General features: G+C 35.1%; 26 protein-coding genes. 15 read left to right on the forward strand and 11 right to left on the reverse strand.

Annotated elements, in window-relative coordinates; translation table 11 throughout:
• From LBU54_RS07305 to LBU54_RS07330, 6 genes are all read left to right on the forward strand, one after another.
• Window positions 1-708: hypothetical protein (locus LBU54_RS07305; protein ID WP_224527865.1), on the forward strand; the 708-nt coding region annotated here is incomplete at its 5' end.
• 3 nt (window positions 709-711) lie between these two features.
• Window positions 712-1545 (forward strand): collagen-like protein, encoded by an 834-nt coding sequence (locus tag LBU54_RS07310; protein WP_224528274.1) that lies wholly within the window; start codon window positions 712-714, stop codon window positions 1543-1545.
• A gap of 7 nt (window positions 1546-1552) precedes the next feature.
• Window positions 1553-2692: a gliding motility-associated C-terminal domain-containing protein gene (locus LBU54_RS07315; protein ID WP_224527868.1), complete on the forward strand. Its 1140-nt coding sequence runs from the start codon at window positions 1553-1555 to the stop codon at window positions 2690-2692.
• A gap of 95 nt (window positions 2693-2787) precedes the next feature.
• Window positions 2788-3555, forward strand: a complete 768-nt coding sequence (locus tag LBU54_RS07320) for a M48 family metalloprotease (RefSeq protein ID WP_224527870.1) — start codon at window positions 2788-2790, stop codon at window positions 3553-3555.
• 394 nt (window positions 3556-3949) lie between these two features.
• The gene (gene gpmI, locus LBU54_RS07325) at window positions 3950-5467 is read left to right on the forward strand and encodes a 2,3-bisphosphoglycerate-independent phosphoglycerate mutase (protein WP_224527874.1); all 1518 of its coding nucleotides are present in this window, start codon (window positions 3950-3952) and stop codon (window positions 5465-5467) included.
• A 26-nt stretch (window positions 5468-5493) separates the two neighbouring features.
• Entirely contained in the window at window positions 5494-5904 is a 411-nt protein-coding gene (locus LBU54_RS07330; RefSeq protein WP_224527876.1) for a BT0820 family HAD-type phosphatase, read from the forward strand.
• Here LBU54_RS07330 and LBU54_RS07335 read toward each other — a convergent pair whose 3' ends face one another.
• On the reverse strand, window positions 5905-7170 hold the full coding sequence (locus tag LBU54_RS07335) for an acetyl-CoA hydrolase/transferase family protein (protein WP_224527878.1): 1266 nt from the start codon (window positions 7168-7170) through the stop codon (window positions 5905-5907).
• 123 nt (window positions 7171-7293) lie between these two features.
• Here LBU54_RS07335 and map point away from each other — a divergent pair, with 123 nt between their 5' ends.
• From map to LBU54_RS07350, 3 genes are read left to right on the forward strand one after another with little or no spacing between them, the layout of a single operon-like run.
• On the forward strand, window positions 7294-8112 hold the full coding sequence (map, locus tag LBU54_RS07340; protein WP_224527880.1) for a type I methionyl aminopeptidase: 819 nt from the start codon (window positions 7294-7296) through the stop codon (window positions 8110-8112).
• Window positions 8109-8432 carry a cupin domain-containing protein gene (locus LBU54_RS07345; RefSeq protein WP_224527881.1) on the forward strand — a complete coding sequence of 108 codons (324 nt, stop codon included), beginning with the start codon at window positions 8109-8111 and terminating at the stop codon, window positions 8430-8432. The genes map and LBU54_RS07345 overlap by 4 nt, the downstream gene beginning before the upstream one ends.
• 8 nt (window positions 8433-8440) lie before the next feature.
• Entirely contained in the window at window positions 8441-9205 is a 765-nt protein-coding gene (locus tag LBU54_RS07350; protein ID WP_224527883.1) for a class I SAM-dependent methyltransferase, read from the forward strand.
• Here LBU54_RS07350 and LBU54_RS07355 read toward each other — a convergent pair whose 3' ends face one another.
• Both LBU54_RS07355 and LBU54_RS07360 read right to left on the reverse strand, forming a co-directional pair.
• A complete protein-coding gene (locus LBU54_RS07355) occupies window positions 9206-10186 on the reverse strand; it encodes an FAD:protein FMN transferase (RefSeq protein ID WP_224527885.1) in 981 nt (326 codons plus the stop codon).
• 31 nt (window positions 10187-10217) lie between these two features.
• Complete coding sequence (locus LBU54_RS07360) at window positions 10218-10595, reverse strand: Na(+)-translocating NADH-quinone reductase subunit F (RefSeq protein ID WP_224528261.1); 378 nt, start codon at window positions 10593-10595, stop codon at window positions 10218-10220.
• Between the two features lie 165 nt (window positions 10596-10760).
• On the opposite strand from LBU54_RS07360, the gene LBU54_RS07365 reads away from it, so the two are divergent.
• From LBU54_RS07365 to LBU54_RS07375, 3 genes are all read left to right on the forward strand, one after another.
• A complete protein-coding gene (locus LBU54_RS07365) occupies window positions 10761-11096 on the forward strand; it encodes a hypothetical protein (RefSeq protein WP_224527887.1) in 336 nt (111 codons plus the stop codon).
• 254 nt (window positions 11097-11350) lie between these two features.
• The gene (locus LBU54_RS07370) at window positions 11351-11743 is read left to right on the forward strand and encodes a cupin domain-containing protein (RefSeq protein ID WP_224527889.1); all 393 of its coding nucleotides are present in this window, start codon (window positions 11351-11353) and stop codon (window positions 11741-11743) included.
• Between the two features lie 62 nt (window positions 11744-11805).
• The gene (locus LBU54_RS07375; protein WP_224527892.1) at window positions 11806-12261 is read left to right on the forward strand and encodes a Na(+)-translocating NADH-quinone reductase subunit F; all 456 of its coding nucleotides are present in this window, start codon (window positions 11806-11808) and stop codon (window positions 12259-12261) included.
• 63 nt (window positions 12262-12324) lie between these two features.
• Here the strand turns inward: LBU54_RS07375 and nqrF are convergent, their stop codons facing one another.
• From nqrF to LBU54_RS07405, 6 genes are read right to left on the reverse strand one after another with little or no spacing between them, the layout of a single operon-like run.
• Window positions 12325-13632 carry an NADH:ubiquinone reductase (Na(+)-transporting) subunit F gene (gene nqrF, locus LBU54_RS07380; RefSeq protein ID WP_224527895.1) on the reverse strand — a complete coding sequence of 436 codons (1308 nt, stop codon included), beginning with the start codon at window positions 13630-13632 and terminating at the stop codon, window positions 12325-12327.
• A 1-nt stretch (window position 13633) separates the two neighbouring features.
• Window positions 13634-14359, reverse strand: coding sequence for an NADH:ubiquinone reductase (Na(+)-transporting) subunit E (nqrE, locus tag LBU54_RS07385; protein ID WP_224527898.1), 726 nt, complete (start codon window positions 14357-14359; stop codon window positions 13634-13636).
• Between the two features lie 46 nt (window positions 14360-14405).
• Entirely contained in the window at window positions 14406-15050 is a 645-nt protein-coding gene (locus tag LBU54_RS07390; RefSeq protein ID WP_224527900.1) for an NADH:ubiquinone reductase (Na(+)-transporting) subunit D, read from the reverse strand.
• A gap of 2 nt (window positions 15051-15052) precedes the next feature.
• Entirely contained in the window at window positions 15053-15796 is a 744-nt protein-coding gene (locus tag LBU54_RS07395) for a Na(+)-translocating NADH-quinone reductase subunit C (protein WP_224527903.1), read from the reverse strand.
• Window positions 15797-15798: 2 nt separating this feature from the next.
• Window positions 15799-17007 (reverse strand): NADH:ubiquinone reductase (Na(+)-transporting) subunit B, encoded by a 1209-nt coding sequence (locus LBU54_RS07400; RefSeq protein ID WP_224527906.1) that lies wholly within the window; start codon window positions 17005-17007, stop codon window positions 15799-15801.
• A complete protein-coding gene (locus tag LBU54_RS07405; RefSeq protein WP_224527909.1) occupies window positions 17007-18359 on the reverse strand; it encodes a Na(+)-translocating NADH-quinone reductase subunit A in 1353 nt (450 codons plus the stop codon). The genes LBU54_RS07400 and LBU54_RS07405 overlap by 1 nt, the downstream gene beginning before the upstream one ends.
• Window positions 18360-18522: 163 nt before the next feature.
• Here LBU54_RS07405 and LBU54_RS07410 point away from each other — a divergent pair, with 163 nt between their 5' ends.
• Both LBU54_RS07410 and apaG read left to right on the forward strand, forming a co-directional pair.
• Window positions 18523-19773 carry a type IX secretion system plug protein gene (locus LBU54_RS07410; RefSeq protein ID WP_224527912.1) on the forward strand — a complete coding sequence of 417 codons (1251 nt, stop codon included), beginning with the start codon at window positions 18523-18525 and terminating at the stop codon, window positions 19771-19773.
• A 142-nt stretch (window positions 19774-19915) separates the two neighbouring features.
• Window positions 19916-20302: a Co2+/Mg2+ efflux protein ApaG gene (gene apaG, locus LBU54_RS07415; RefSeq protein WP_224527914.1), complete on the forward strand. Its 387-nt coding sequence runs from the start codon at window positions 19916-19918 to the stop codon at window positions 20300-20302.
• On the opposite strand, the gene LBU54_RS07420 is transcribed toward apaG, so the two are convergent.
• A complete protein-coding gene (locus LBU54_RS07420) occupies window positions 20299-21306 on the reverse strand; it encodes a DUF6695 family protein (protein WP_224527916.1) in 1008 nt (335 codons plus the stop codon). The two genes, apaG and LBU54_RS07420, sit on opposite strands and share 4 nt — an antisense overlap.
• Window positions 21307-21452: 146 nt before the next feature.
• Between LBU54_RS07420 and pruA the strand changes: the two genes are divergently transcribed.
• Window positions 21453-23081, forward strand: coding sequence for an L-glutamate gamma-semialdehyde dehydrogenase (gene pruA, locus LBU54_RS07425; protein ID WP_224527918.1), 1629 nt, complete (start codon window positions 21453-21455; stop codon window positions 23079-23081).
• Window positions 23082-23130: 49 nt separating this feature from the next.
• On the opposite strand, the gene rsmG is transcribed toward pruA, so the two are convergent.
• On the reverse strand, window positions 23131-23760 hold the full coding sequence (gene rsmG / locus LBU54_RS07430) for a 16S rRNA (guanine(527)-N(7))-methyltransferase RsmG (RefSeq protein WP_224527921.1): 630 nt from the start codon (window positions 23758-23760) through the stop codon (window positions 23131-23133).
• Window positions 23761-23841 lie beyond the last annotated feature (81 nt).

Genomic DNA, 23841 nt, shown 5'->3' on the forward strand with positions numbered 1-23841 from the left:
ACAGGCGCCGTTACGGTAACGGACGACGGCAACGGCAACTATACCGTCAACTCGACCGATCCGGACGAGTCCGTGACCAACGAGGTCAACACGGCATTCGCCGTGGTGGGTGGAAATTTGACAATTACAGACAGTGATGGTACTCTCAATGTTCCGCTTACGGATTTAGATTCTGAAGTTACTCAAGTTGTAACTACAGGAAATACTATTGCAGCTCACGATAGTGCGAGTGGTACATCAACAGATATATTAGAAACCGTTACAACAATATCTCAAGCGACCACAACCGGTATTATTACGTATAGCAATGAGGCTGGAGCGAATCAAACAGCAAATGTAATTAGTTCAGATACAAATAATAATATTAGCGCTGGAACAGATGGTGGTGCATATTACAACAGTTTTGTTAAGGCTATGGGTAAAGTGAATGCAAATGGAACAACAAATAAAGCACCATTGAACGCTACGGTTACTAAATTAGGAACTGGTCAATACCAAATTAATCTGACTCCTGCAATGGCTGATGCAAATTACATTATTCAGTTGACTGTTTTAGACTCTAACGGTGCTGGTAATGATGATTATGACATATCGTATAGTACACAATTGCCAGGGAGTTTTATTGTTGAAATAGGCGATAATGATAACGGTGGAAGCAACCGAGCCAACCGAGATTTTGAATTTATGTTTACTGTTTTTAATTATTAGATAATGAAAAAATTAATTTTTCTTTTATTACTATTTGGTTCATTCTATTTAGAAGCGCAAGTACCAAATGGTGACGAATTAGTTGCAATACATGTAGTGACCGAAGCAGAAATGTTGACCATTACCAATGCTCCAGAAGGTGCATTAATATATAATTCTACAGATAAAACTATATATAGGTATACTGACACGGCATGGGAAAGCTTAGAAAAAGCATCATCACTTGTTGACAATGGCGATGGAACAGTTACATATACAAATGAAGACGGACATATAGTAACCGTTGGAATTATTGGCCCACAAGGACCTGCTGGACCACAAGGGCCTCCAGGTGCGGATGGTGCCGACGGTGCAATAGGGCCACAAGGACCGGCTGGACCACAGGGACCAGCAGGGCCTTCAAATGTTTATTTGGGTTCATTTATTATAACCAGCACTGGAAATCAAACTATCACTGGCCTGCCATTTCAACCATCACAAATAACGTTTGTTGCACATGCGAATGTGGAAAATTTCGGAATCGATGCGGACAATCAAGTTGGCAACAACAACAGTGGAATTGCAAATGCCTACGGATCAATGAATGGTTTTGCAAGAGACGATGGAGGATCGATAACACAAGGCGTAATTTATGTTGGAGGTAGCGGTAATTCTATTAATGATATATCACGTTATTCTTCAAATGCCAGATGTATTGGTATAAGATATAGTAACCAAAATGGTGATGCTGTAGGTAGAACCCTGGCACAATTTACATCATTTAATGCTAATGGATTTACCATTAATGTTACTAATCAATCTGACAATCTACTTGTATTTTATACTGCTTACCAATAAATAAAAAATGAAAAGAATTTTTTCAATACTAATTATAATGTCAGTTGGCCATAGTTGGTCACAATCTGAGTTTCATAATTTTGGAAATCTTCAGATTCATGATGAAGGACAAATAGGGTTTCATGTAAATCTTCAGAATGATGGTGCATTTAATCAAAATTTAGGATTGGCAGGATTTTATAATTCAACTGAATCTTTATTTATTTACGGTACTGAAATCCCTAAATTCTTTGATATGGAAGTTGAAGTTCCCAATCATCTGAATTTATTAATAAATACAGAAGTCGAAAATAGTCTTAGTTATATTTCGGGCGATATTGTTACACCAAGATTAAGCCCAAGTATCTCATTAGATTTTTTGGGTGACTCATTTTACGTACTTGAAAGTGATTTTCAAAATACAGACGGTTACGCCTCTTATGATGGGTCTAATGAGTTTAGCTTTCCTATTGGTGCAGATAATAAACTGAGACCACTCATTACGCCTGTTCGAACTTCAAATTTAAAATTTTCTGCAGCCTATTTTAATGAAGACCCAAATTTCCCATCAACATTTACCGAAGGATTTAACACAAATAACTTTGAAGGCATATTAAATGTGATTAGTGATTTTGAATTTTGGGATTTTGATGGGTCTAACGAAACTATCGTCACCTTAACATGGGAACAATCAAGTGGAATAGATGATTTAGTTTCAAATTTAGACGAACTCAGGGTAGTTGGCTGGCATATTGCTGACCAAGAATGGAAGGATTTAGGAAACTCATCTGTGAGCGGTAGCTTCCTTTCAGGTCAGATTTCGTCTTTTATTTTTAATCCAAACGAATATGAGGTCATAACCTTTGGCTCATTGAAAACAAGTGATGAACTTGAAGTCTATAATTTAATTTCGCCCAATGGTGATGGCCTGAATGATGTCTTTGTAATTGATGGAATTACGCTTTTTGATAATGAAGTTAAAATTTTTAATCGCTGGGGAAATAAGGTCTTTGAGACCAGAAACTATCAAAATGACTGGAATGGCTTTGCAAATACTGGACGAATCTTTGGTAAGGGCGAAGCATTACCAGTAGGTACTTATTTCTATACTGTGGAGCTGAAAGATGAGAATTTAAACTTTGCTGGCTGGCTATATATTAATTATTGATATATACAAATTCTAATTTCTTGATGGTCAAAAAAAAGTTTTTTTATGTTTTTTGCGTCATACTTTTATAACTTAAACACATTAATTTAATCCCAATGAGAAGAGGAGCCTTTAAAACCAGACTGATTATTGGACTCGCTATTGTGGCTTTTGCTTTTATAAGAAGGTGTAGCCAACAAGAGACCAATCCATATACAGGTAGAACACAGGCAATATCATTATCTCCCGAACAAGAAATAGCAATTGGTTTACAAAGTGCACCAGGTATGGCCCAACAACACGGTGGTCTGCATCCTGACAATAGATATCAAGCATTGGTTGATAATGTTGGTAAGAAATTGATTGAAAGCAGTATCGCTAAAAATACACCTTACAGATATGAATTTCATCTGTTATCTGACCAACGTACCATAAATGCTTTTGCACTTCCAGGAGGACAAATATTTATAACCTATGCTCTATTTTCTAAACTAGAAAATGAAGATCAACTAGCAGGTGTTTTAGGACATGAGATAGGTCATGTGTTGGGGAAGCACTCTAACGAACGTATAACAGAATCGAAATATTGGCAAACTTTAATTATGGGAGCAGGAGCAATTGATATGGGTGCTGTTGCACAGCAAATTGGTCAAGGCACTCTACTTAAAAATGGTAGAGATGATGAACTCGAAAGCGATGAACTCGGCGTTCATTTTATGATTGATGCTGGATATAATCCCGAAGAAATGATTGGTGTCATGAAAATATTAAAGCAAGCGGCAGGACCAAACAGGGTACCTGAATTCCAAAGTACACACCCAGATCCTGAAAACAGGATAGAACATATTAGAGATGCAATTAGAAAATATAAAAATGCGTCTTAGGTAAGACGCATTTTTACTAACTAACTAACTCAAATAATTGCCTGTAATAGACATTAAACTTTTATTTTCCAAATATCATGCCGTATTTTGATCGATTTTTCACTTTTTGAATTTATGTCGATTCATAAATATTCCTCCAAACGAAATGAAATGCTCTTCTTTCTTGCTTTTATAAATAGACGATAAATTCTTCAATGTATTACGCTAAAAACATTAAATAACACTTTCTTAACGATTTGAAAACAAATTTGTTAAAGCATTCATAATAATGAAAACTGCATCAAAAAATATCTTCTAATGAAAGCTAATAGATTGTAATCTGCCAAATTTTTTCTGTCTCGCAATTTGTTATCAAGCACGATATAGTATCTTTGATATCCTTAAGATTTAGACCATGAATAAAAAGGTTATTTTAATGATTTTAGATGGTTGGGGGAAATCTCCCGATCCAAAGGTATCTGCAATTGATAATGCCAAAACCCCATTTATCGATTCACTTTACACAAAATACCCAAATGCGAGTTTAAGAACAGATGGTTTACATGTTGGACTACCAGAAGGACAGATGGGCAACAGTGAAGTTGGGCATATGAATATAGGTGCTGGCCGTATTGTATATCAAGATTTAGTTAAAATAAATCTCGCTGTTGAAAACAAAACTCTTAAAGAGGAAAAAGTTTTAACCGATGCATTCAAATATGCAAAAGACAATAACAAAAATGTTCATTTATTAGGTTTAGTAAGTGATGGAGGGGTACATTCTCATATCAATCATTTATTTGGTTTAATTGATGCTACCAATGACTACGATTTAAAAAATGTTTATGTTCATGCTTTTACGGATGGTAGAGATGTAGATCCAAAATCTGGTTACGGTTTTATTTCGGATCTGGTAGACCATATGGAAAAATCTACTGGCAAGCTGGCGACCGTCACAGGACGATATTATGCAATGGACAGGGACAAACGTTGGGAGCGCGTAAAACTTGCTTACGATGCAATGGTCAATGGAATTGGTACACATACTACAAATGTCTTAGCAACAATAAAAAATAGCTATGAGGAAAATATTACGGATGAGTTTATTAAACCGATAGTAATAACGGATAAGCAAGGTAATCCAACAACCAACATCAAGGAGGACGATGTCGTGATATTTTTTAATTTTAGAACAGACAGAGGTAGACAGTTAACACAAGTTCTCTCCCAAGAGGATTTTCACGAATATGGCATGCATAAATTAAATCTTCATTATGTAACACTTACTAACTATGATGATACTTTCAGAGGTATTAATGTTGTTTTTGAAAAAGATAATCTGAGTGATACATTAGGTGAGATTCTCGAAAAAAACAACAAATCGCAAATAAGAATTGCCGAAACCGAAAAATATCCGCATGTAACCTTTTTCTTTTCTGGAGGACGTGAAGAACCGTTTAAGAATGAAACAAGAATATTAAGAAATTCTCCAAAAGTTGCAACTTATGATTTAATGCCAGAAATGAGTGCCTATGAACTAAGGGATGCACTTGTACCAGAATTAGAAAAGGGCAAGGTGGATTTTGTATGCTTAAATTTCGCTAATGGTGATATGGTAGGTCATACTGGTGTAATGGAAGCCGCTATTAAAGCTTGTGAAGCTGTTGATGCGTGTGTTAAAGATGTAGTCACCGCAGCACTTGACAACAATTATACTACAATTTTAATTGCCGATCATGGTAATTGTGAAACTATGATTAATCCGGACGGTACACCTCATACAGCACATACCACAAATCCCGTACCTGTTATTTTAATAGATAAAGATTTAAAAGAAATAAAGGATGGGATATTAGGAGACATAGCACCAACAGTTTTAAAATTGATGGGATTATCCCAACCAGAAGCAATGACCAGACATAGCCTTGTGTAATACTAAAAAACCACAAAAAATAAGAAATGAATTTCAAGGATAGAATGATAATTGCAGTAGATTTTGATGGTACCATTGTAGAGGATGCCTATCCTAAAATAGGTAAAACCAGAATTTTTGCATTTGAAACATTAAAACGGCTTCAAGAAGATGGACACCGTCTAATTCTTTGGACATATAGATGCGGAAACAGACTCACGGAAGCAGTAGAGTTTTGTAAAGAAAATGGCATAGAATTCTATGCCGTTAATGCAAGTTTTCCAGAAGAAAAATTTGATTACAGCCGAAGCCGAAAAATACATGCAGATCTTTTCATTGACGATCGTAATATTGGAGGTATTTTAGGTTGGGGAGAAATTTATCAAATGATAACCAACGAAACTCCAGATATTAAGTCTGCCCAACGAAAAGGTGGTTTATTTGGTTGGTTTAAATAATTATACCAATTCAAAATAAGCTCTATCTATTTCTTCCCTGTGATCTGGGTGAGCAATTTCGACAAGTGATTTGACACGTTGCTTAATGGTTTTACCATAAAGATTTGCAACACCGTACTCTGTAACCACATAATTAACATGAGCTCGCGTTGTAACGACACCAGCTCCTGGTTTTAAAGTTGGTACAATTCTACTTATACCATGTTTAGTAACAGACGGGAGGGCAATAATTGCTTTACCACCTTCACTCAATGAGGCACCACGGATAAAATCCATCTGACCACCAACGCCAGAATACATCTTAGAACCTATAGAATCTGCACAAACCTGTCCCGTAACATCAACCTCTACGGCAGAGTTAATTGCCACCATTCTTGGGTTTTGTTTAATAACTGATACGTCATTTACATAATCTGACGAACGTAGTTCTACAAATGGATTATCATTTACATAATCGTACAATCGTTGAGAACCCATTAAAAATGTTGCCAGAGCTCTTCCTGGGTTTATTGCTTTATAATTTCCATTAATTACATCCTCAAGAATAAGATCAATTACACCATCAGAGAACATTTCGGTATGTAGTCCTAAATCCTTATGGTTATGTAAACGGGTTAAAACCGCATTAGGAATATTACCTATACCCATTTGAAGCGTACTACGATCGTCAATCAATTCGGCAATGTAGTCACCAATTTTAGTTTCAACTGCGGTGGGTTTAGACAATGGAAATGCAGGCAATGGAACATCTACCTCAACAAATGCATCAATTTCAGTTACATGGATTATTCCGTCACCAAATGTTCTTGGCATTTTTTTGTTAACCTGAGCTATGACGTAATCAGCATTATCAATTGCTGCCAAGGTTGCTTCGACTGAGACCCCTAAGGAGCAATACCCATGTTTGTCTGGTACAGAAACATGAATAAGTGCAACATTAATATCCACGATATTACGTTTGAATAGTAGCGGAAGTTCACTTAAAAAGACTGGTGTATAGGAACCATTTCCAGCGTGAAGTGTATGACGGACATTTCGTCCTATAAAAAAAGAATTAACATGAAAACTCTCCGATAATTCAGGATTAGCGTAGGGCGCCTCTCCTTCGGTATGCAGTTGGCATATTTCAACATTTCTTAATTCCTCATATCTATCTGTTAATGCCTTGATCAAGACAGAAGGCACTGCTGCAGCGGCCTGTAAATAAACCTTATCGTTAGATTTTACAACTTTTAGCGCTTCCTCCGCACTTACTGTTTTGTACATAATTTTTTTCTTAAGACTACAAACATACCCCACAAATGGTATAAAAAAACTGTCATTTATCATGTTTTTCCAAAATTTAAAACTTGTTATAATTACCTATCTTTGCCACCTAATTGTAGCATTATGATTATTGTAAAAACTAGAGAAGAAATTGAATTAATGCGCCAAAGTGCTTTGGTTGTATCTAAAACCCTTGGCATGTTGGCAAAAGAGGTTAAAGAAGGTGTGACAACCAATCATTTGGATAAAATTGCGGAGGAATTTATTAGAGATCATGGTGCCCTTCCAGGATTTAAAGGCCTATATGATTGCCCTTCGACATTACTTTGTAGTGTTAACGAAGCAGTTGTACATGGTTTACCTACGGACAGGCCTCTTGAAGATGGCGATATCGTTTCCATTGACTGTGGTGCATTAATGAACGATTTTTACGGTGATCATGCCTATACTTTTGAAATTGGTAATGTAAATGTAGAGACCAAAAAACTCATTAGAGTTACTAAGGAGTCGCTATATGTTGGAATTAGAGAATTAAAAGTTGGCAATAGAGTTGGGGACGTTGGTTATGCAATACAGCAATATTGCGAAGCAGAGGGTTACGGAGTGGTACGTGAGTTAGTAGGACATGGTTTAGGAAGAAAAATGCACGAAGACCCTGAAATGCCTAATTATGGTAAAAGAGGAAGAGGTAAAAAATTCATTGAAGGTATGGTTGTTGCGATAGAACCCATGATAAATATGGGCACTCATAAAGTTAAACAACTAAAAGACGGATGGACTATTGTTACTCAAGACGGAAAACCAAGTGTACATTTTGAACACGACGTGGCCATTATTGATGGAAAACCTGAAATACTCTCCACATTTGCTTATGTTCATGAAGCTTTAGGAATTTCATCCAATAAAGAAGACGAATTTAGACAAAAAGCTTTGGTGTTATGATATTTGAAAAACAACTTAATGAAATCGAGCCCAAAGAGATTGTAAAAGGCTTTAAAGCTAGATTTGTACACACCGATACAATGACTGTCTCATTCTGGGAAGTTGAGGCTGGAGCCTCATTACCTCTACACCATCATATAAACGAACAAGTTTCTCATATTGTAGAGGGAGAATTTGAAATGACTATTGACGGTAAAACAAAAATATATACAAGTGGCTCCATAATGGTTATTCCACCTAATATTGAACATTCTGGCAAAGCCATAACACCATGTAAAATTTTAGACATTTTTAATCCAGCCAGGGAAGACTATAAATAGTTTTAATTTTGAAATCAATTTTCAAATTTATTTTAAACAGTGTACCACGTCCTTTACTTATAAAACTAAGTTACGTTGCACGACCTATCTTGACTATTTTACTAAGGGGCAAAACTTTTACCGATCCTATAGACAATAAATCCTTTAGACAATTTTTATCCTATGGTTATGGTCAACAAAGACCAAATGTTTTATCACCATCTACCCTATCCTTGGAAAGACACCGTCTACTTTGGTTATATCTCAAAAATGAAACACGTTTCTTTGAAGGCGGTAAAAAGGTGTTGCACTTTGCTCCAGAACAGTGTTTTTTAAAGCAGTTTAAAAAAATAAAGCACAAAAAATATACAACGACAGATCTAGAATCACCAATAGCAGATGTCAAGGCAGACATTTGCGATCTACCGTTTAAGGACAACTACTATGATATTATTTTATGCAATCATGTTCTAGAACACATAGAAGACGATACTAAAGCAATGTCAGAGCTCTATCGTGTAATGAAACCCGGAGGATGGGGAATCTTTCAAATTCCACAAGATCTGAAGAGAGAAACAACTTATGAGGATAACACCATTACGAACAAAAAGGAACGTGCAAAACTTTTTGGTCAATACGACCACGTAAGAGTCTATGGTCTTGATTATTTTGACAAACTAAGATCAATAGGTTTTAAGGTTGAGGAAATAGATTATACATCCACTCTTTCTGAGGAAGAAATAAAACGATATTGCTTAGCCAAAGGTGAAATTATTCCTATTGTAAAGAAATAATTACTCTGGAAAACCATTAAGTGCAAGCGTTTCCAATTCATTATCTTGATTTAAGTAAATAAGGTAAGCCTTTAAATCTGGGTTAGATTTTAAAAACAGTTTAACACCCTCTACTCCCATTGCCTGAAAAGCTGTCGCATATCCGTCCGCAGTCATGCAATCTTCTGCAATTACAGAACTACTTAGAATATTTGTTTTTGTTGGATAGCCTGTACTCGTATTAATTATGTGCGCATAACGATTGCCATTTTCATCTATCTTAAACTTTCTGTAGGTTCCTGAAGTTGCCATGGCTTCGTCCTTTAAGGCAATAACTTTTGAATACGATTGAGTACCATCAAAATTTGGGTCATCTATCCCTACTTGCCAAGGCATGTTACGCTCTTTATTGATGCCTGAAACTCTCATATCACCACCTATATCGACGAGGTAATTGTCTACACCTTCAGATTCAAAAAACGCTGCGATAACATCAATTCCATAACCCTTGGCAATGGCATTAAATTCTAGATAAGTTTCTGCTGGTTTAATAATTGTAGAACCTGAAAGTGACAATTTCTCGAAACCTACAAAAGCCATTAAGCTATCAATGGTAGTACTGTCGGTTAAAAACTTATTCTCTTCAGCTCCAAAATTCCATGCGTTTACAACATTTCCAATAGTAGGGTCGAAAATACCATTTGTCGTTTTGTAAATGTTCTTGGACGCTTCAAAAACCTTAATGAAATGCTCATCTACTTTGTTTAATTCATTCCTGTTTAACTTTGATATATCAGAGTCTTGAATATAGGTTGAAAGGGATTGATTTACCACATTAAACAAACTATCTATTTGGTTTATATAGTTAATCTGATTTTCAGACGAATATTGAATATTAAAGGCAGTACCAAAAACTGGTCCTGATAGTTTAATATTTTCTTTTTGTTTTTCAGCACATCCAAGTATAGAAAGTAGAACTAAGGCAAGAACACATTTTTTCATTAAATAAGAAATCTTTTTTGGTAAAGTTTTTTCAATTGAGATTCATATCTATGACTTGAATACCATTGTACTCAATTAGATATTCCTCATTTAAATAAATTGGCAAATTTTCTCCATTTGGGTTACCCAGGCCTACTCCGGCGTAAAGCACTTTAGCATTCTTATCGTAAGCATGTTTTTTAAATGTTTCCATCCAAACGACATCATAATTATTTGGATTATCCGGCAGCATTACGGCCCTTACAATAACAAAAAACCAGTCTTTATTTTTATCAATACACACAAATTGCGGGTGCTTCTTTAACTTACTGTTAATTGCAACAAATTCGAATCCACGAGACTCCAAGTCCTTCCCAACGTGGTTCATAGCCAAATTGTGCAATTCTTGTTTGGTAAGCGCTTTCATAATGCGAAGATACGAAGACTACTGCTTAATATTTTAATAAATATTAAGTATTGACCTAAATAGGTATTAGCACTATCTACGATGTCATAACAAAAATTATAACAAAAATTGTTTACCTTTAAAATATGTATCAAAGTATTTATTGTTAACAAGCTAAATCGTTAAAAAATGGCTACAGAACCAACCAGCTGGAGTAAAGAAGAATTAAAAATTTACATTTTGATATTTTGTGCTAGTGTAGATTCAAATCCCACAGAAGACGAAATGAATTTTATAAAGTCTAAAACTTCCCCTGACACTTTTCACAAAATGCAAAACGCCTTTTCTCTACATTCTGAACAAGAAAGCATTGATAAAATAGAAGACACGATACATAAGCATAATTTTACTTATATGGAGCTGGCTGAGTTCAGACAGGAAATACATAAATTATTTTTATCCGATAATGTATTTCACAAAAAAGAGCAAAGTCTTGATAGAATTCTGGACAACATTTTATATTAAAAATTAACTCATAATTTAACCAATTATGAATGCTGGCTTTTTTTAAAAAAAAATCCGCAAGAATTTGTTGTTTAAGAACACTACGGGCAAATATCTCAAATATGTAATCGGAGAAATAATACTTGTTGTTGTTATTCTTATTGCATTTCAATTTAATAATTAGAACGAATCTAAAAAATACAAGGTCTTAAAAGTCAATTATCTTCAGAGACTATCAAACGAAATTAAGCAAGACACTATTAGTATCAACTAAAATGCTCAATTTAGGCTATAAAATCTATAAGGCATCAATAGGTCTGTTGACTATTATTTGTATTGCTTTTGGGTGCAAAGAAAACAACAAACTACCCGATCCATTAGAAGCCGGTTGGAAAGGAAAAAAAGTCTGTGAAAAAGTTGAAGAAAATGAAAAGCTCCGAATTTTAAAATGTACTTTTCCTCCAAATATTGGACATGAAAAACACTATCATAAACCACATTTCGGTTATACCTTATCGGGTGGTAAGTTTAGAATAATTGATACCTCAGGATCTAGAGAGGTTAATATCCCAACAGGTTATTCTTTTAGTAATGATGCTATTATTGAACATGAAGTTTTAAATATTGGAGAAACTACGGCTATCTTTTTAATTATGGAGTACAAATGAAAAAACCTTGATTTGATTCTAATTTCAAATTTTAGTATCTTCAATCTAGAAAAAGAAAAATTATGATTACAACAACTCGATTTGATGCCGCAGTTAAAAAACTTTACGAAGCATTTCATAACAACTCACTCAATCCTGATGATTGTAAGCATTGTGCTGTTGGAAATATTTTAAACAATAATGATAGTTGGAAACATTTAACAGATAAGCACGGTTCAACACAGCTAAGTTATCTAGGAAAGTTGCATTTCAATTTAGGGAGACGTTTCAAGGGTTATAATCCTGAAGAATTGTTGATTATTGAAAGGTCGTTCCTCGAAGGTTGCGGCTACACTGGTTTTAAGAAGGGAACTAGACTACTAAGGCCTGAAAATATAAGAGATAAAGATTTATTATTTAAAGGCTTAAGTAACGTAGTGTCTACGCTCTGTAGGTTAGATAAAATTGAAGATGTTATGGATTGCTCACTCCTCTTCGACTTTAGAACTGAGCAACAAGAATTAGAAATACAACATTAGGAAAATTTATTATAAAAAAAGCCAGCTTTCTAAGCTGGCTTTTTTATTTTTTCGATTCAACTTCTATCCACCGAAGTCATCGAATCTAATATGTTCATCCGGGATACCAAAATCTTCACCCATCTTCTGAACGGCCTGATTCATTAATGGTGGTCCACAGAAATACAATTCTATATCTTCTGGAGATTCATGATCATTTAGGTAGTTGTCGATTACACAATTATGGATAAATCCAATAAATCCATCACCTTCTTTATCGTTTATATCTTTTTTAACCTTCCAGTTATCTTCTTCTAATGGCTCTGACAAGGCCATGTAGAACTTAAAATTAGGAAAATCCTTTTCTAAGGCTCTGAAGTGCTCAATGTAGAACAACTCACGCTTGGAACGACCTCCATACCAATACGTAACCTTGCGACCAGTTTTTAAAGTCTTAAATAGATGGTATAAGTGAGAACGCATCGGCGCCATACCAGCTCCACCGCCAACATAAAGCATTTCGCTTTCTGACTCATTTATAAAGAATTCTCCATATGGTCCTGAGATTATTACTTTATCTCCAGGTTTCTGCGCAAAAATGTAAGACGATGCTATACCTGGATTTACATCCATCCATTGATTTTTTGCTCTATCCCATGGTGGAGTCGCAATACGCACATTAAGCATAATTTCTCTTCCTTCTGCTGGATATGAAGCCATAGAGTAAGCTCTTTCTACAGTTTCTGTATTTTTCATTACTAAAGGCCATAAGCCAAATTTATCCCATTCTGCTTGAAACTTATCTGGTGAATCGTGCTCTTCTGGGTGCGCTGTAATGTCAATATCTGAGTACTTAATCTCACATGGAGGTATTTCTATTTGAATATAACCACCAGCTTTGTAATTCATATCCTCTGGAATTTCAACTACAAACTCCTTAATAAACGACGCTACATTATAATTTCTTACAACTACTGCTTCCCATTTTTTAATACCAAAAACCTCTTCCGGAATGGTAATCTCCATGTCCTGCTTAACCTTTACTTGGCAAGCTAAACGTGCACCCTCTTTTAATTCTTTTCTTGAGAAGTGTGGCGTTTCCGTTGGAAGTGCTTCACCACCTCCAGATAGGACATGACATTCGCACTGAATACAGGTCCCACCTCCACCACATGCCGATGGTAAAAAAACTTTATTGCTGCCTAATGTATTGAGTAAAGTTCCTCCAGAAGCAACCTCAATCTCCTTCTCTCCATTAATGGTAATTTTTACAGGCCCAGATGGTGACAATTTTTGTTTTACAAATAAAAGTAATGCCACCAACAATAGTGTTACCAGTAAAAACGCTGCAACAGTAGTTGCAATTATTCCAAAATCAACTGCTAATATCATACTATTCACTTACTTTGTTTAAGTTATCGGCTAAAACCTTCTCCTCCTCAGAGAGCTCTATTTTTTCTTCTACCTTTACTGTGGTATCTTCTTTCTTTGCAACTTCATCGCCACCAGTTAACATACCACCAAAACTCATAAATCCTATGGCCATTAAGCCTGTAATTATAAAGGTAATTCCTAAACCTCTTAATGGTGCAGGCACACTGGAGTATCTTATTTTCTCCCTAATTGCTGCAATAGCTAATATTGCTAAGAACCAACCTATGCCAGAAGATATACCATAGTTTAGTGCTAATCCTAGAGATGCAATTTCTCTGGACTGCATAAATAAAGACCCGCCTAAAATTGCACAGTTTACGGCAATTAGTGGCAAAAATATACCTAATGAGTTATATAAAGAAGGTGAGAATTTCTCAACAACAATTTCGACTAATTGCACCATGGTTGCTATTGTAGCAATGAACATAATAAACGATAAGAAGCTTAAATCATATTCAGCAAATTCTGGTCCCAACCATGTCAATGCTCCTGGTTGTAAAATATATTGATCCAATAACCAGTTTAAAGGGACAGTAATTGCAAGTACAAAAATTACTGCGGCACCCAATCCCACAGCTGTACTTACTTTCTTTGAAACCGCAAGGTAAGAACACATTCCAAGGAATGTAGCAAATACCATGTTGTCTATAAATATTGACTTAAAAAATAATTCTACGTGTTCCATATTATATTTTTTGAGATCCTAATTATTGTTTAGGATGATACTCCTTTTAATCTTCTATTAATGCTTTGTTTCTAGTTCTCTGTACCCAAATTATAATTCCAACTACGATTAAGGCCATAGGTGATAATAACATAAAACCGTTATTCTCGTATCCGATACTGTATAATCCTGTTTTAGCAATTGGATCTCCTAGTACAGGAATGCCTAATAAAGTACCTGAACCTAGTAACTCTCTAAAGAATCCTACAATTATTAATATAACTCCATAGCCCAGTGCGTTGCCAATACCATCCAAAAACGAGCGCCATAAACCGTTACCCAATGCAAAGGCCTCAAAGCGTCCCATGATGATACAGTTTGTAATGATAAGACCTACAAAAACTGAAAGCTCTTTACTTAATTCATAAGCAAAGGCCTTTAATACTTGATCTACTATAATTACAAGTGCTGCAACGACCGTTAACTGCACAATAATTCTAATCTTGGACGGAATAATGTTTCGAATTGCAGAAATTACAACATTACCAACACCCATAACAAACAATACTGAAATAGCCATTACAATAGAGGCTTTTAATTGCGCCGTAATCGCTAGTGCAGAACAAATTCCAAGTACCTGAATAGTAATTGGGTTGTTATCCGCTAATGGATCTGTAATTAAAGCTGCGTCTTTTTTTGATAGTAAACCCATAATTAATTTAATGATTTAAAAAAAGGTACATACAATGCTAAATCTTTCTTAATCATAGCCGCAACACCATCTCCTGTGATAGTTGCACCTGCAATTGCATCAACCTCGTGATCTTTTTTATCGTTATTTGTCGGATCTGCATTACTCTTTGATACAGTAATACCCTTAAACTCACCATTTGACATCAAATGCTCACCAATAAAATCGTCCATAAAAAAACGTTCTTTAATATTGGCACCTAGTCCTGGTGTTTCAGCTTGATGGTCAAAATAAGCACCTTGTATCACCATATCCTCATCCATTGCCACATAAGCCCAAATGGCATCCCATAATCCTTTACCGCGTATAGGAGCTATGTAATAAGACTTACCTTCTTTTACTCCTACAAACAAAGGTAACTGTCTTTCACCTCCTTTTTTTGCTTTATCCTGTTCCTTTTTAACATCTATGAGGTAAGCATTTTCATCTTCCTTTATCTCATTTCCGTTGGTTATTACCAATTGTTGTTTGATGTACTGATTAAACAATTCAGGTGCCTTTTCAGTAGAAACAAAAGATGCACTATTTTCAGTGTTTTCATTCACTCCCATTGCATAGAGAATATTCTGTTGCTTCTCTAGCCTTTTGTTTTCAGTAATTCTTTCCTTTAAAGATGAGGCGGTAAATGCAAGCAATGCTCCAACCACTATTACCATTCCAATGGCAAATATTACTGTATATATATTTGACTCTGTCTTATTACTCATAACTAGGCTACTTTAGCTTTTAGACGTTTCATTCTTCGTTTAACATTTCCTTGAACTACATAGTGATCAATAGTTGGTGCAAATACATTCATTAATAAAATTGCAAGGAAAACACCTTCTGGGTAAGCTGGATTGAATACACGAATCATAATTGAAATAAATCCAATTAAGAAACCATATATCCATTTCCCTTTGTTTGTTTGTGAAGCCGTTACTGGATCCGTAGCCATGTAAACAGCACCAAATAGAATACTACCTATAATTAGATGTTGCCAGAAAGGAACACTCATTAATCCATAAAATTTACTCGTCTCACTAATCCAACCTGCATCTACAACACCGTTGAATATAAGTCCCATTACTAAGGCACCAATTACAGTACTAAGTATTATCCTCCAACTTCCTATTTTGGTGAAGATTAAGAAAAGTCCGCCAATAATAATAAGAAACTTTGATGTCTCACCAACCGAACCAGGTATTAATCCCCAAAACATATCCCAATAATCTATACCAGCTAAAGTGTTATTTTGTGCATAAGCTCCTAAAAGTGTCTCTCCAGAAATCGCATCGGGCGTACCTGCTCTCTCAACAGCACCATGAACCCAAACCTTATCGCCAGACATCCATGTTGGATATGCGAAGAATAAAAATGCTCTTATGGTCAAAGCAGGATTCAAAATATTCATTCCTGTACCACCAAATACCTCTTTACCGATTACAACACCAAAAATAACCGCAACAGCAAGCATCCATAATGGAATATCGATTGGTACAATCAATGGTACTAACATTCCAGTTACAAGATAACCCTCTTCTACTTCATGTCCCTTAATTATGGCAAATAAGAACTCGACACCTAAACCAACACCATAAGAAACAATTACTAATGGTAACACTTTTATTATACCAATAACCAAATTATCCCAAGTCCAGAAGGAAGCACCTAAAAATCCTTTCGCAGATTCTATATCGCCCAGTGCCAAATAATGTTGGTAACCTGCATTAAACATACCAAAGATTAAACAAGGAACGAGTGCTATAATAACCGTATTCATTGTACGTTTTAAATCATCTGCCGCCTTTACATGCGTACCTCCATGAGTAGTTTCATTTGGCATGTACAAAAAGGTAAAAAGTGCATTAAATGCCGGTATCCACTTTTTATCCTTATTTTTTACTTTAAAATTGTGTAAATTTTGTTTTAAACCCATTATCCTATCTCTTTTAGCATTAAGTCTAATCCTTCTCTTATTATTTTTTGATGTGGCTGTTTTGAAACACAAATGAATTCTGTCAGCGCAAAATCTTCAGGGGCAACCTCATACATTCCTAAAGCCTCCATTTCATCTAGATCCTTGTACATACAAGCTTTTAATATTTGCATCGGGTAGATATCCAATGGAAATACTTCCTCGTAATTACCCGTCACCACAAAAGCACGATGTTCACCATTCGTGTTTGTATTTAAATCGTACTTCTTCTTAGGGTTTAACCATGAAAATGTAAAAGCTCTAGAAGTTGAAATCTTGTCGAAAACAGGTTTATTCCATCCAAAAAATTCATAATCGTCACCTTCTGGAATAACAGTGATTACGTTATTGTAATAATCTAAATGCCCATCTGGAGCAACTTGCTTACCAGTAAGTACATTACCTGATATGATACGGTCATTACCATCCTTTTCTACACCGTTGTCATAAATCATGGTAGCAACTTCAGCTCCAATTTTTGTCTTAAAATATCTGGGTTTCTTTACTGAAGAACCTGCAAATGCAATTATACGTTCCGCATTAAACTTACCGGTTAACAATAACTCTCCGATGATTACAAGGTCTTGAGCATTGACTGTCCAAACCACCTCTCCTTTGTTAACAGGATCTATCTTATTTATTAAGGTACCGACATTCCCTGAAGGATGTGGCCCTGAAACCTTATGAATTTTAATATTATCTAAACCTGAAAAAGGGGAATTACCATTTTGACCAACCGAAATATGAAGATCTCCTTCAGTTAATTTAGCCAATGCATTTACAGCTGTCTGTAATTCTTTTTCCTTACCCTGCAAAGTGTAGTCTAAATCTGCTGCGAGAGGCGCACTAGCATAACCTGATATAAATATGGCTTTTGGGGAGTTCTCAGGATTTGCTATTATGTCATACGGTCGCTGTTTAATAAAAGGCCAACAACCCGAAGCCAAAAGATGTTCTTTAACCTTTTCTCCACTAGCAGATGCATCAAACGTACCATGATCTAAAAAATCTTGTTCCTTATCAGCTGTAATTTTAATAGCATCAATCCGTCTTCTTGGTCCACGTTGTATTTCTGTAACCTCACCAGAAACTGGGGAAACAAATTTCATATCTTCATAATCCTTATTATAAAATAGCGTTTCGCCTGCTTTAACACGCGTTCCTTCTTTTGCTACAAGTTTTGGGATTATACTGTGGAAATCTTCAGGCCTAACAGAGTAAAAGTTGCTTCTTATCGCATTTTCAGTGGTTTTTTCGGCTTCACCTACTAACTTTATGTCTAAACCTTTCTTAATTCTGATGTCTTTTGACATATGTATTAACGATTAGTTATCTAAAAATCGGGGCAAATTTACGAATTAATGATTAAAAATATTTCATTATAAAACATCTTTTTTATTTATAGTGATTATAAATAAACTTAATATCGCATAGGCACAGAATTTGATTATCTTTAAGCGTTTAATTGATTTTCACATGAACAAGAAGACAATTTATCTTCTATTATTAATAATTATTCCAATAAGCGCACTAGGTCAGGCTGTAGAAGTTAGCCCACCTGATTTTATAAAAACCATAAAATTTAAAAGCAATACGACTCAAGGACAATTGCCTATTTTAAAATTAGGAGAACCATTAGTACTTGAATTTGACGCATTAAATGCTAATGAAGAAGATTTCTATTACGTTATTGAGCACTTTAACTACGATTGGACACCTTCCGTATTAGCCAAAGCAGAATATCTTCGTGGTTTGGATAATCAAAGAATCCTGGAGTACTACAATTCATTCAACACCTATCAAGTTTATTCGCATTACAAATTACAAATACCTAATATTCAAACACGTGCAATTTTAAAGACGGGTAATTATATGATTTCAATTTACGATGATTATGACGAGCTAATGTTTAGTCGCAAATTTATGGTTTATGAAGATCTAGTTAATGTGGGTGTCAACATTAAACGTTCTCGAGACGTTAAATTTGTTGCTGAAAAGCAATCTGTAGATATGGTAATTGCGACAAACAGTTTCAATTTTAATAACCCGTTGGAAACTATTAATACAGTAATTATACAAAATAATAATCTGAATACTTCAATTTCGGGATTACGGCCACAATATACACTTGGTAACCAGCTTATTTATAGATATGTTGAAGAATCAGCATTTTGGGGTGGCAATGAATACCTGTTTTTTGAAAACAAAGACGTTAGAGCGGCAAATGTGGGAGTGCAGTTTATAGATTTAAAGGATATTTACCACAGTTACTTGTTTACTAACATTCCAAGATGGGATAGGCCATATACGTACAATCCTGATATCAATGGTAATTTTCAAATAACGGCCATTGACAGAACTGACCTCGACGTGGAAGCCGATTATACTATGGTACATTTTTCTTTGCTTCACGAAGAATTAAAAGATAAAAATATCCACATATATGGAAATTTTAATGCTTTTGCTATTGAACCCATTACACAACTGTTCTATAATACTGAAAATGGTAAATATGAGGGTATGATTAGGCTCAAACAAGGGTTCTATAACTATAAATTTGTTGCCATAGATAAGTATACGGGAACTTTAGATGAGGGATTTATAAGTGGAAATTTTTGGCAAACTGAAAATAATTACAAGGTACTGGTCTATTATAGGGATTTGGGTGCGCGTTACGATAGGTTAATTGGATATGGAGAGGCAAATTCAGTAGACATTTCTAATTAAAACGAATTGCGAAATGTATCTTTTTTGGATGTAAGATGAAGCGTTTTTCAAAAAAACTGTTAAATATAACGCCCTCTTTACCTAATTTAAGGGTAATCAATGAAAAAATATCTTATTTTAGCCTTTATTATTCTTCCAATTAATGGTACAGCAAGTTACAAGTGGCATAAAAATTTCAGTCGAAACTAATTTCGAAGGCACATTTTATAAAAATTATAAAGTGCACTTTGCATTTGGCTACAAAGTTACCATAGAGAATCAGAGTAAAGATTCTGTTCAATTAAACTCTAGACATTGGAAAATTCTTGATGCCCTTAACAATGTAGAAATTATTGAAGGCGAAGGTGTTATTGGCAAAAAACCCGTGTTAAAACCTGGCGAATCACATACCTATAATTCCGGCTGTCTTTTAACATCACCTTTTGGAGCAATGCAAGGTCATTATAATATGGTCAATTTGACAAAAGCGAGTAAGTTTAAAGTCTACATACCTTCCTTTAAATTGAGCGCACCGTTCGCCTTGAATTAAAAAGCATAGTTTTTTAGATAGTGAAACTTATATAGATTGTCATCTTGCTCTATATGAAAGAACTTGCAATTGGAATAATGTACAAATTGATAGTGGGAATTTATATCAAAAGCTAGTTGATCAACTTCATAGACTCCATCACAATCTATATTTCCATAAGGTGAAATCCTCCTGAAACGATAATGATTTTCAATTTTTAAATCATAAATCTCAAACCACGCTCCAGCTGCGATACCGCCTAACCATTGGGCATGATGAGCTTTATTTTGATTATGCTGAGGAAGCATTGTACCAACCAAACTTGGTTTATAACCTTTCAAAGTATCGAGAAACAAGCGTTTATTTTCCTTACTAATGGAAGATTCAAAATTTTTAAAATTGCCCTCAGAATCTAGCAAATAAATCTTGCTTTCTGCAGCAGCAATAACCACATTCCCAATTGTACTAGGCGTAAACCATTTAGATCTTATAAGTCTGTTTTTTATTTTTAAACTATTTACTGATGCAATTAGAGTATCCGTAACGAAACGGGCACAATTGCAACCGTCTTTTACAAATGCCGCATATCTAATTAGTTCTTTTTGTTGCATCATTTTTATATGCTCACGAGCGCGATCATAATCTACAGCGTTACAAACGGATGCATAAAGATGTCCGTCTCCATGCGTAAGTTTTGGATTTGTAGCTAAGAACTTTAGAATTGCTTCAAGGTTAACAATCTTGTTATTTTCTAATTGAGCTTTTAAAGGAAAGTCTAGCTCAAAGTCGGTTTGTTTACCACGAACTCTTCCGTTTGGTTCGGAGGTAATATATCTTCCAAAATCATGATATTCTAATATACCTGTGTATTTATTAACTAAAACAAGAGCTGCATGCCCTGCTCTAACATGATTTCTATTACCAATAAAAGTGAATCTCAAAAATTTTGAATACCATTCATCAGCATGTGATACAATGGTTTCTGGATAGGCTAAGGTTAGAATTATGGCATTGTTTTTTGACATGATTCAAATTAAGTTAAAAAGCTAAGAATCTACAAAATTTATATTTCATCATTACGATTTCTATAAAGTTTCTAACCCTAAATCCTGATAGAAATATTGTACCTTTGCACTTTCAAAATTCTAATCATTCTAAAATCATAAAAATCATGGCAAAAGGTTTCTTTAATGTTCCTATAGCAGTTAACGAACCCGTTAAGTCTTATGCTCCTGGAACACCTGAGCGCGAAGCTGTTTTAAAAACATACAAACGCATGTTTAACAGTAAGGTTGAAGTTCCGTTATATATAAACGGTAAAGACGTAAAAACAGGGAATACCAGGACCATGTCTCCTCCGCACGATCACAAGCATATTGTTGGCGAGTATCATCTTGCAGCACAAAATCATGTGGAAGATGCCATTGCTACAGCTTTAGAAGCACGAAAGACTTGGTCGCAATTGCCTTGGGAACAGAGAGCTGGTATATTCTTGAAGGCCGCAGAACTTATTGCTGGACCCTACAGAGCAAAAATCAATGCTGCAACAATGATTGCACAATCCAAAACAATTCACCAGGCAGAAATTGATTCTGCTTGTGAATTAATAGATTTCTTAAGGTTTAATGTTCAGTTTATGACTGATATTTATATGGAACAACCTGAGAGTACGAGTGATGCTTGGAATAGAGTTGAATATAGACCATTAGAAGGGTTCACTTACGCCGTTACACCGTTTAACTTCACGGCAATTGCCGGGAATTTGCCAGCTTGTATGGCACTAATGGGTAACGTTGTTGTTTGGAAACCAAGCGATAGCCAAATCTATTCGGCAAAAGTAATCATGGATGTATTCAAAGAAGCAGGCGTGCCAGATGGTGTAATAAATGTTGTATTTGGAGACCCTGTTATGATTACAAACACAGTTTTATCTAGTCCTGATTTCTCAGGACTGCATTTCACAGGCTCTACTTTTATTTTTAAGGAACTCTGGAAACAAATTGGCGAAAATATTCATAGTTACAAAACTTATCCTCGAATAGTTGGTGAAACCGGTGGTAAAGACTTTATTATTGCACATAAATCTGCAAACTCTAAACAAGTAGCAACTGCTATTTCCAGAGGTGCATTTGAATTTCAAGGACAAAAATGTAGCGCCGCTTCTAGAGCATACATACCAAAGAGCCTATGGAGTGATGTAAAAAACTTTTTGCTTGAAGACATTAATTCATTCAAAATGGGCTCACCTGAAGACATGAGTAATTTTATCACAGCCGTTATACATGAGGGCTCGTTTGATAAATTAGCAAAATATATTGACCAAGCAAAAGCAGATTCTGACGCAGAAATAATTGCAGGTGGTGGGTACGATAAATCTAAGGGCTATTTTATTGAGCCTACTGTTATTGTTACTACAAATCCAAAATATACAACAATGTGTACAGAATTGTTTGGTCCGGTAATTACGATATACGTTTACGAGGATAGTGATTATTCTGACACCTTGAAATTAGTGGACGAAACAAGCGAGTATGCGTTGACCGGAGCAGTACTAGCGAAGGAACGCTATGCTATTGACGAAGCCACGAAAGCTCTTCAAAATTCTGCAGGTAATTTTTATATTAACGATAAACCTACTGGAGCAGTTGTGGGTCAGCAACCATTTGGTGGTGCGAGAGCGTCCGGGACAAATGACAAAGCTGGTAGTGCTCAAAATTTGCTTCGATGGGTTTCACCAAGATTAATTAAGGAAACCTTTGTTACACCAACAGATTACAGGTATCCATTTTTAGGAGAATAAAAATTATTCAACAAAGAAAAAATCCTTAGAAAAACCCTAAGGATTTTTTTTATGGCTTATACTTTAGAGGCAAATAAATTACCTTTTTAGTTTCAAAAAAGGATTCTTCAAAGTAATCAGAGAGCAAATACGCTTTAACGGCTTTAAAGTCTTTAAGCTCTTTACTTAAATCGCCACCTTTTAGATATAGTATGCCGTTCTTTAACGTATTTCGTTGTTTTTTAGCTATTTTTCCTCGCACCCATTTATTAAATTCTGGCATGGCTGTAACAGCTCTACTCACTATGAAATCAAACTTCTCATCAATCGCCTCAACCCTGCTATGAGTAGTCTTTACATTTTTTAACCCAATGGTTGCGCTAATAGCATTAATCACCTTTAGTTTTTTATTAATGCTATCTACAAGATGAAAACTACAATTTGGGTATAAAATTGCCAGAGGTACTCCGGGAAATCCACCACCTGTACCGACATCTAGTATAGAAGTACCATCTTTAAACTGTATTACTTTAGCAATTCCCAATGAATGCAACACATGTTTTAAATAAAGTTCATCTATATCCTTTCTGGAAATTACATTTATCTTAGAATTCCAATCTCTGTATAGTCCTTCCAGTGCCTCAAACTGTTTAATTTGTTCTTCCGTTAATTGAGGGAAATATTTAAGTATTAATTCCACTTTATTTACTTTTTGCTAAAAATACAGTATTTTGCTTAGGTTAAAATTAACGTTTTAAGGCAGTGAATCGAGTTATTAATT

This window comes from Winogradskyella alexanderae, assembly GCF_020166335.1.
Taxonomy (GTDB): domain Bacteria; phylum Bacteroidota; class Bacteroidia; order Flavobacteriales; family Flavobacteriaceae; genus Winogradskyella; species Winogradskyella alexanderae.

Coding starts and splice junctions, on each gene's coding strand:
- LBU54_RS07345 (WP_224527881.1), top strand. CDS start 8,109: ATGATATTTGAAAAACAACTTAATGAAATCGAGCCCAAAGAGATTGTA.
- LBU54_RS07355 (WP_224527885.1), bottom strand. CDS start 10,186: ATGAAAAAATGTGTTCTTGCCTTAGTTCTACTTTCTATACTTGGATGT.
- LBU54_RS07395 (WP_224527903.1), bottom strand. CDS start 15,796: ATGAGTAATAAGACAGAGTCAAATATATATACAGTAATATTTGCCATT.
- nqrE (WP_224527898.1), bottom strand. CDS start 14,359: ATGGAACACGTAGAATTATTTTTTAAGTCAATATTTATAGACAACATG.
- LBU54_RS07315 (WP_224527868.1), top strand. CDS start 1,553: ATGAAAAGAATTTTTTCAATACTAATTATAATGTCAGTTGGCCATAGT.
- LBU54_RS07410 (WP_224527912.1), top strand. CDS start 18,523: ATGAACAAGAAGACAATTTATCTTCTATTATTAATAATTATTCCAATA.
- LBU54_RS07420 (WP_224527916.1), bottom strand. CDS start 21,306: ATGTCAAAAAACAATGCCATAATTCTAACCTTAGCCTATCCAGAAACC.
- LBU54_RS07400 (WP_224527906.1), bottom strand. CDS start 17,007: ATGGGTTTAAAACAAAATTTACACAATTTTAAAGTAAAAAATAAGGAT.
- LBU54_RS07335 (WP_224527878.1), bottom strand. CDS start 7,170: ATGTACAAAACAGTAAGTGCGGAGGAAGCGCTAAAAGTTGTAAAATCT.
- gpmI (WP_224527874.1), top strand. CDS start 3,950: ATGAATAAAAAGGTTATTTTAATGATTTTAGATGGTTGGGGGAAATCT.
- LBU54_RS07370 (WP_224527889.1), top strand. CDS start 11,351: ATGCTCAATTTAGGCTATAAAATCTATAAGGCATCAATAGGTCTGTTG.
- LBU54_RS07310 (WP_224528274.1), top strand. CDS start 712: ATGAAAAAATTAATTTTTCTTTTATTACTATTTGGTTCATTCTATTTA.
- LBU54_RS07405 (WP_224527909.1), bottom strand. CDS start 18,359: ATGTCAAAAGACATCAGAATTAAGAAAGGTTTAGACATAAAGTTAGTA.
- LBU54_RS07390 (WP_224527900.1), bottom strand. CDS start 15,050: ATGGGTTTACTATCAAAAAAAGACGCAGCTTTAATTACAGATCCATTA.
- LBU54_RS07365 (WP_224527887.1), top strand. CDS start 10,761: ATGGCTACAGAACCAACCAGCTGGAGTAAAGAAGAATTAAAAATTTAC.
- map (WP_224527880.1), top strand. CDS start 7,294: ATGATTATTGTAAAAACTAGAGAAGAAATTGAATTAATGCGCCAAAGT.
- apaG (WP_224527914.1), top strand. CDS start 19,916: ATGGTACAGCAAGTTACAAGTGGCATAAAAATTTCAGTCGAAACTAAT.
- LBU54_RS07330 (WP_224527876.1), top strand. CDS start 5,494: ATGAATTTCAAGGATAGAATGATAATTGCAGTAGATTTTGATGGTACC.
- LBU54_RS07320 (WP_224527870.1), top strand. CDS start 2,788: ATGAGAAGAGGAGCCTTTAAAACCAGACTGATTATTGGACTCGCTATT.
- pruA (WP_224527918.1), top strand. CDS start 21,453: ATGGCAAAAGGTTTCTTTAATGTTCCTATAGCAGTTAACGAACCCGTT.
- nqrF (WP_224527895.1), bottom strand. CDS start 13,632: ATGATATTAGCAGTTGATTTTGGAATAATTGCAACTACTGTTGCAGCG.
- LBU54_RS07375 (WP_224527892.1), top strand. CDS start 11,806: ATGATTACAACAACTCGATTTGATGCCGCAGTTAAAAAACTTTACGAA.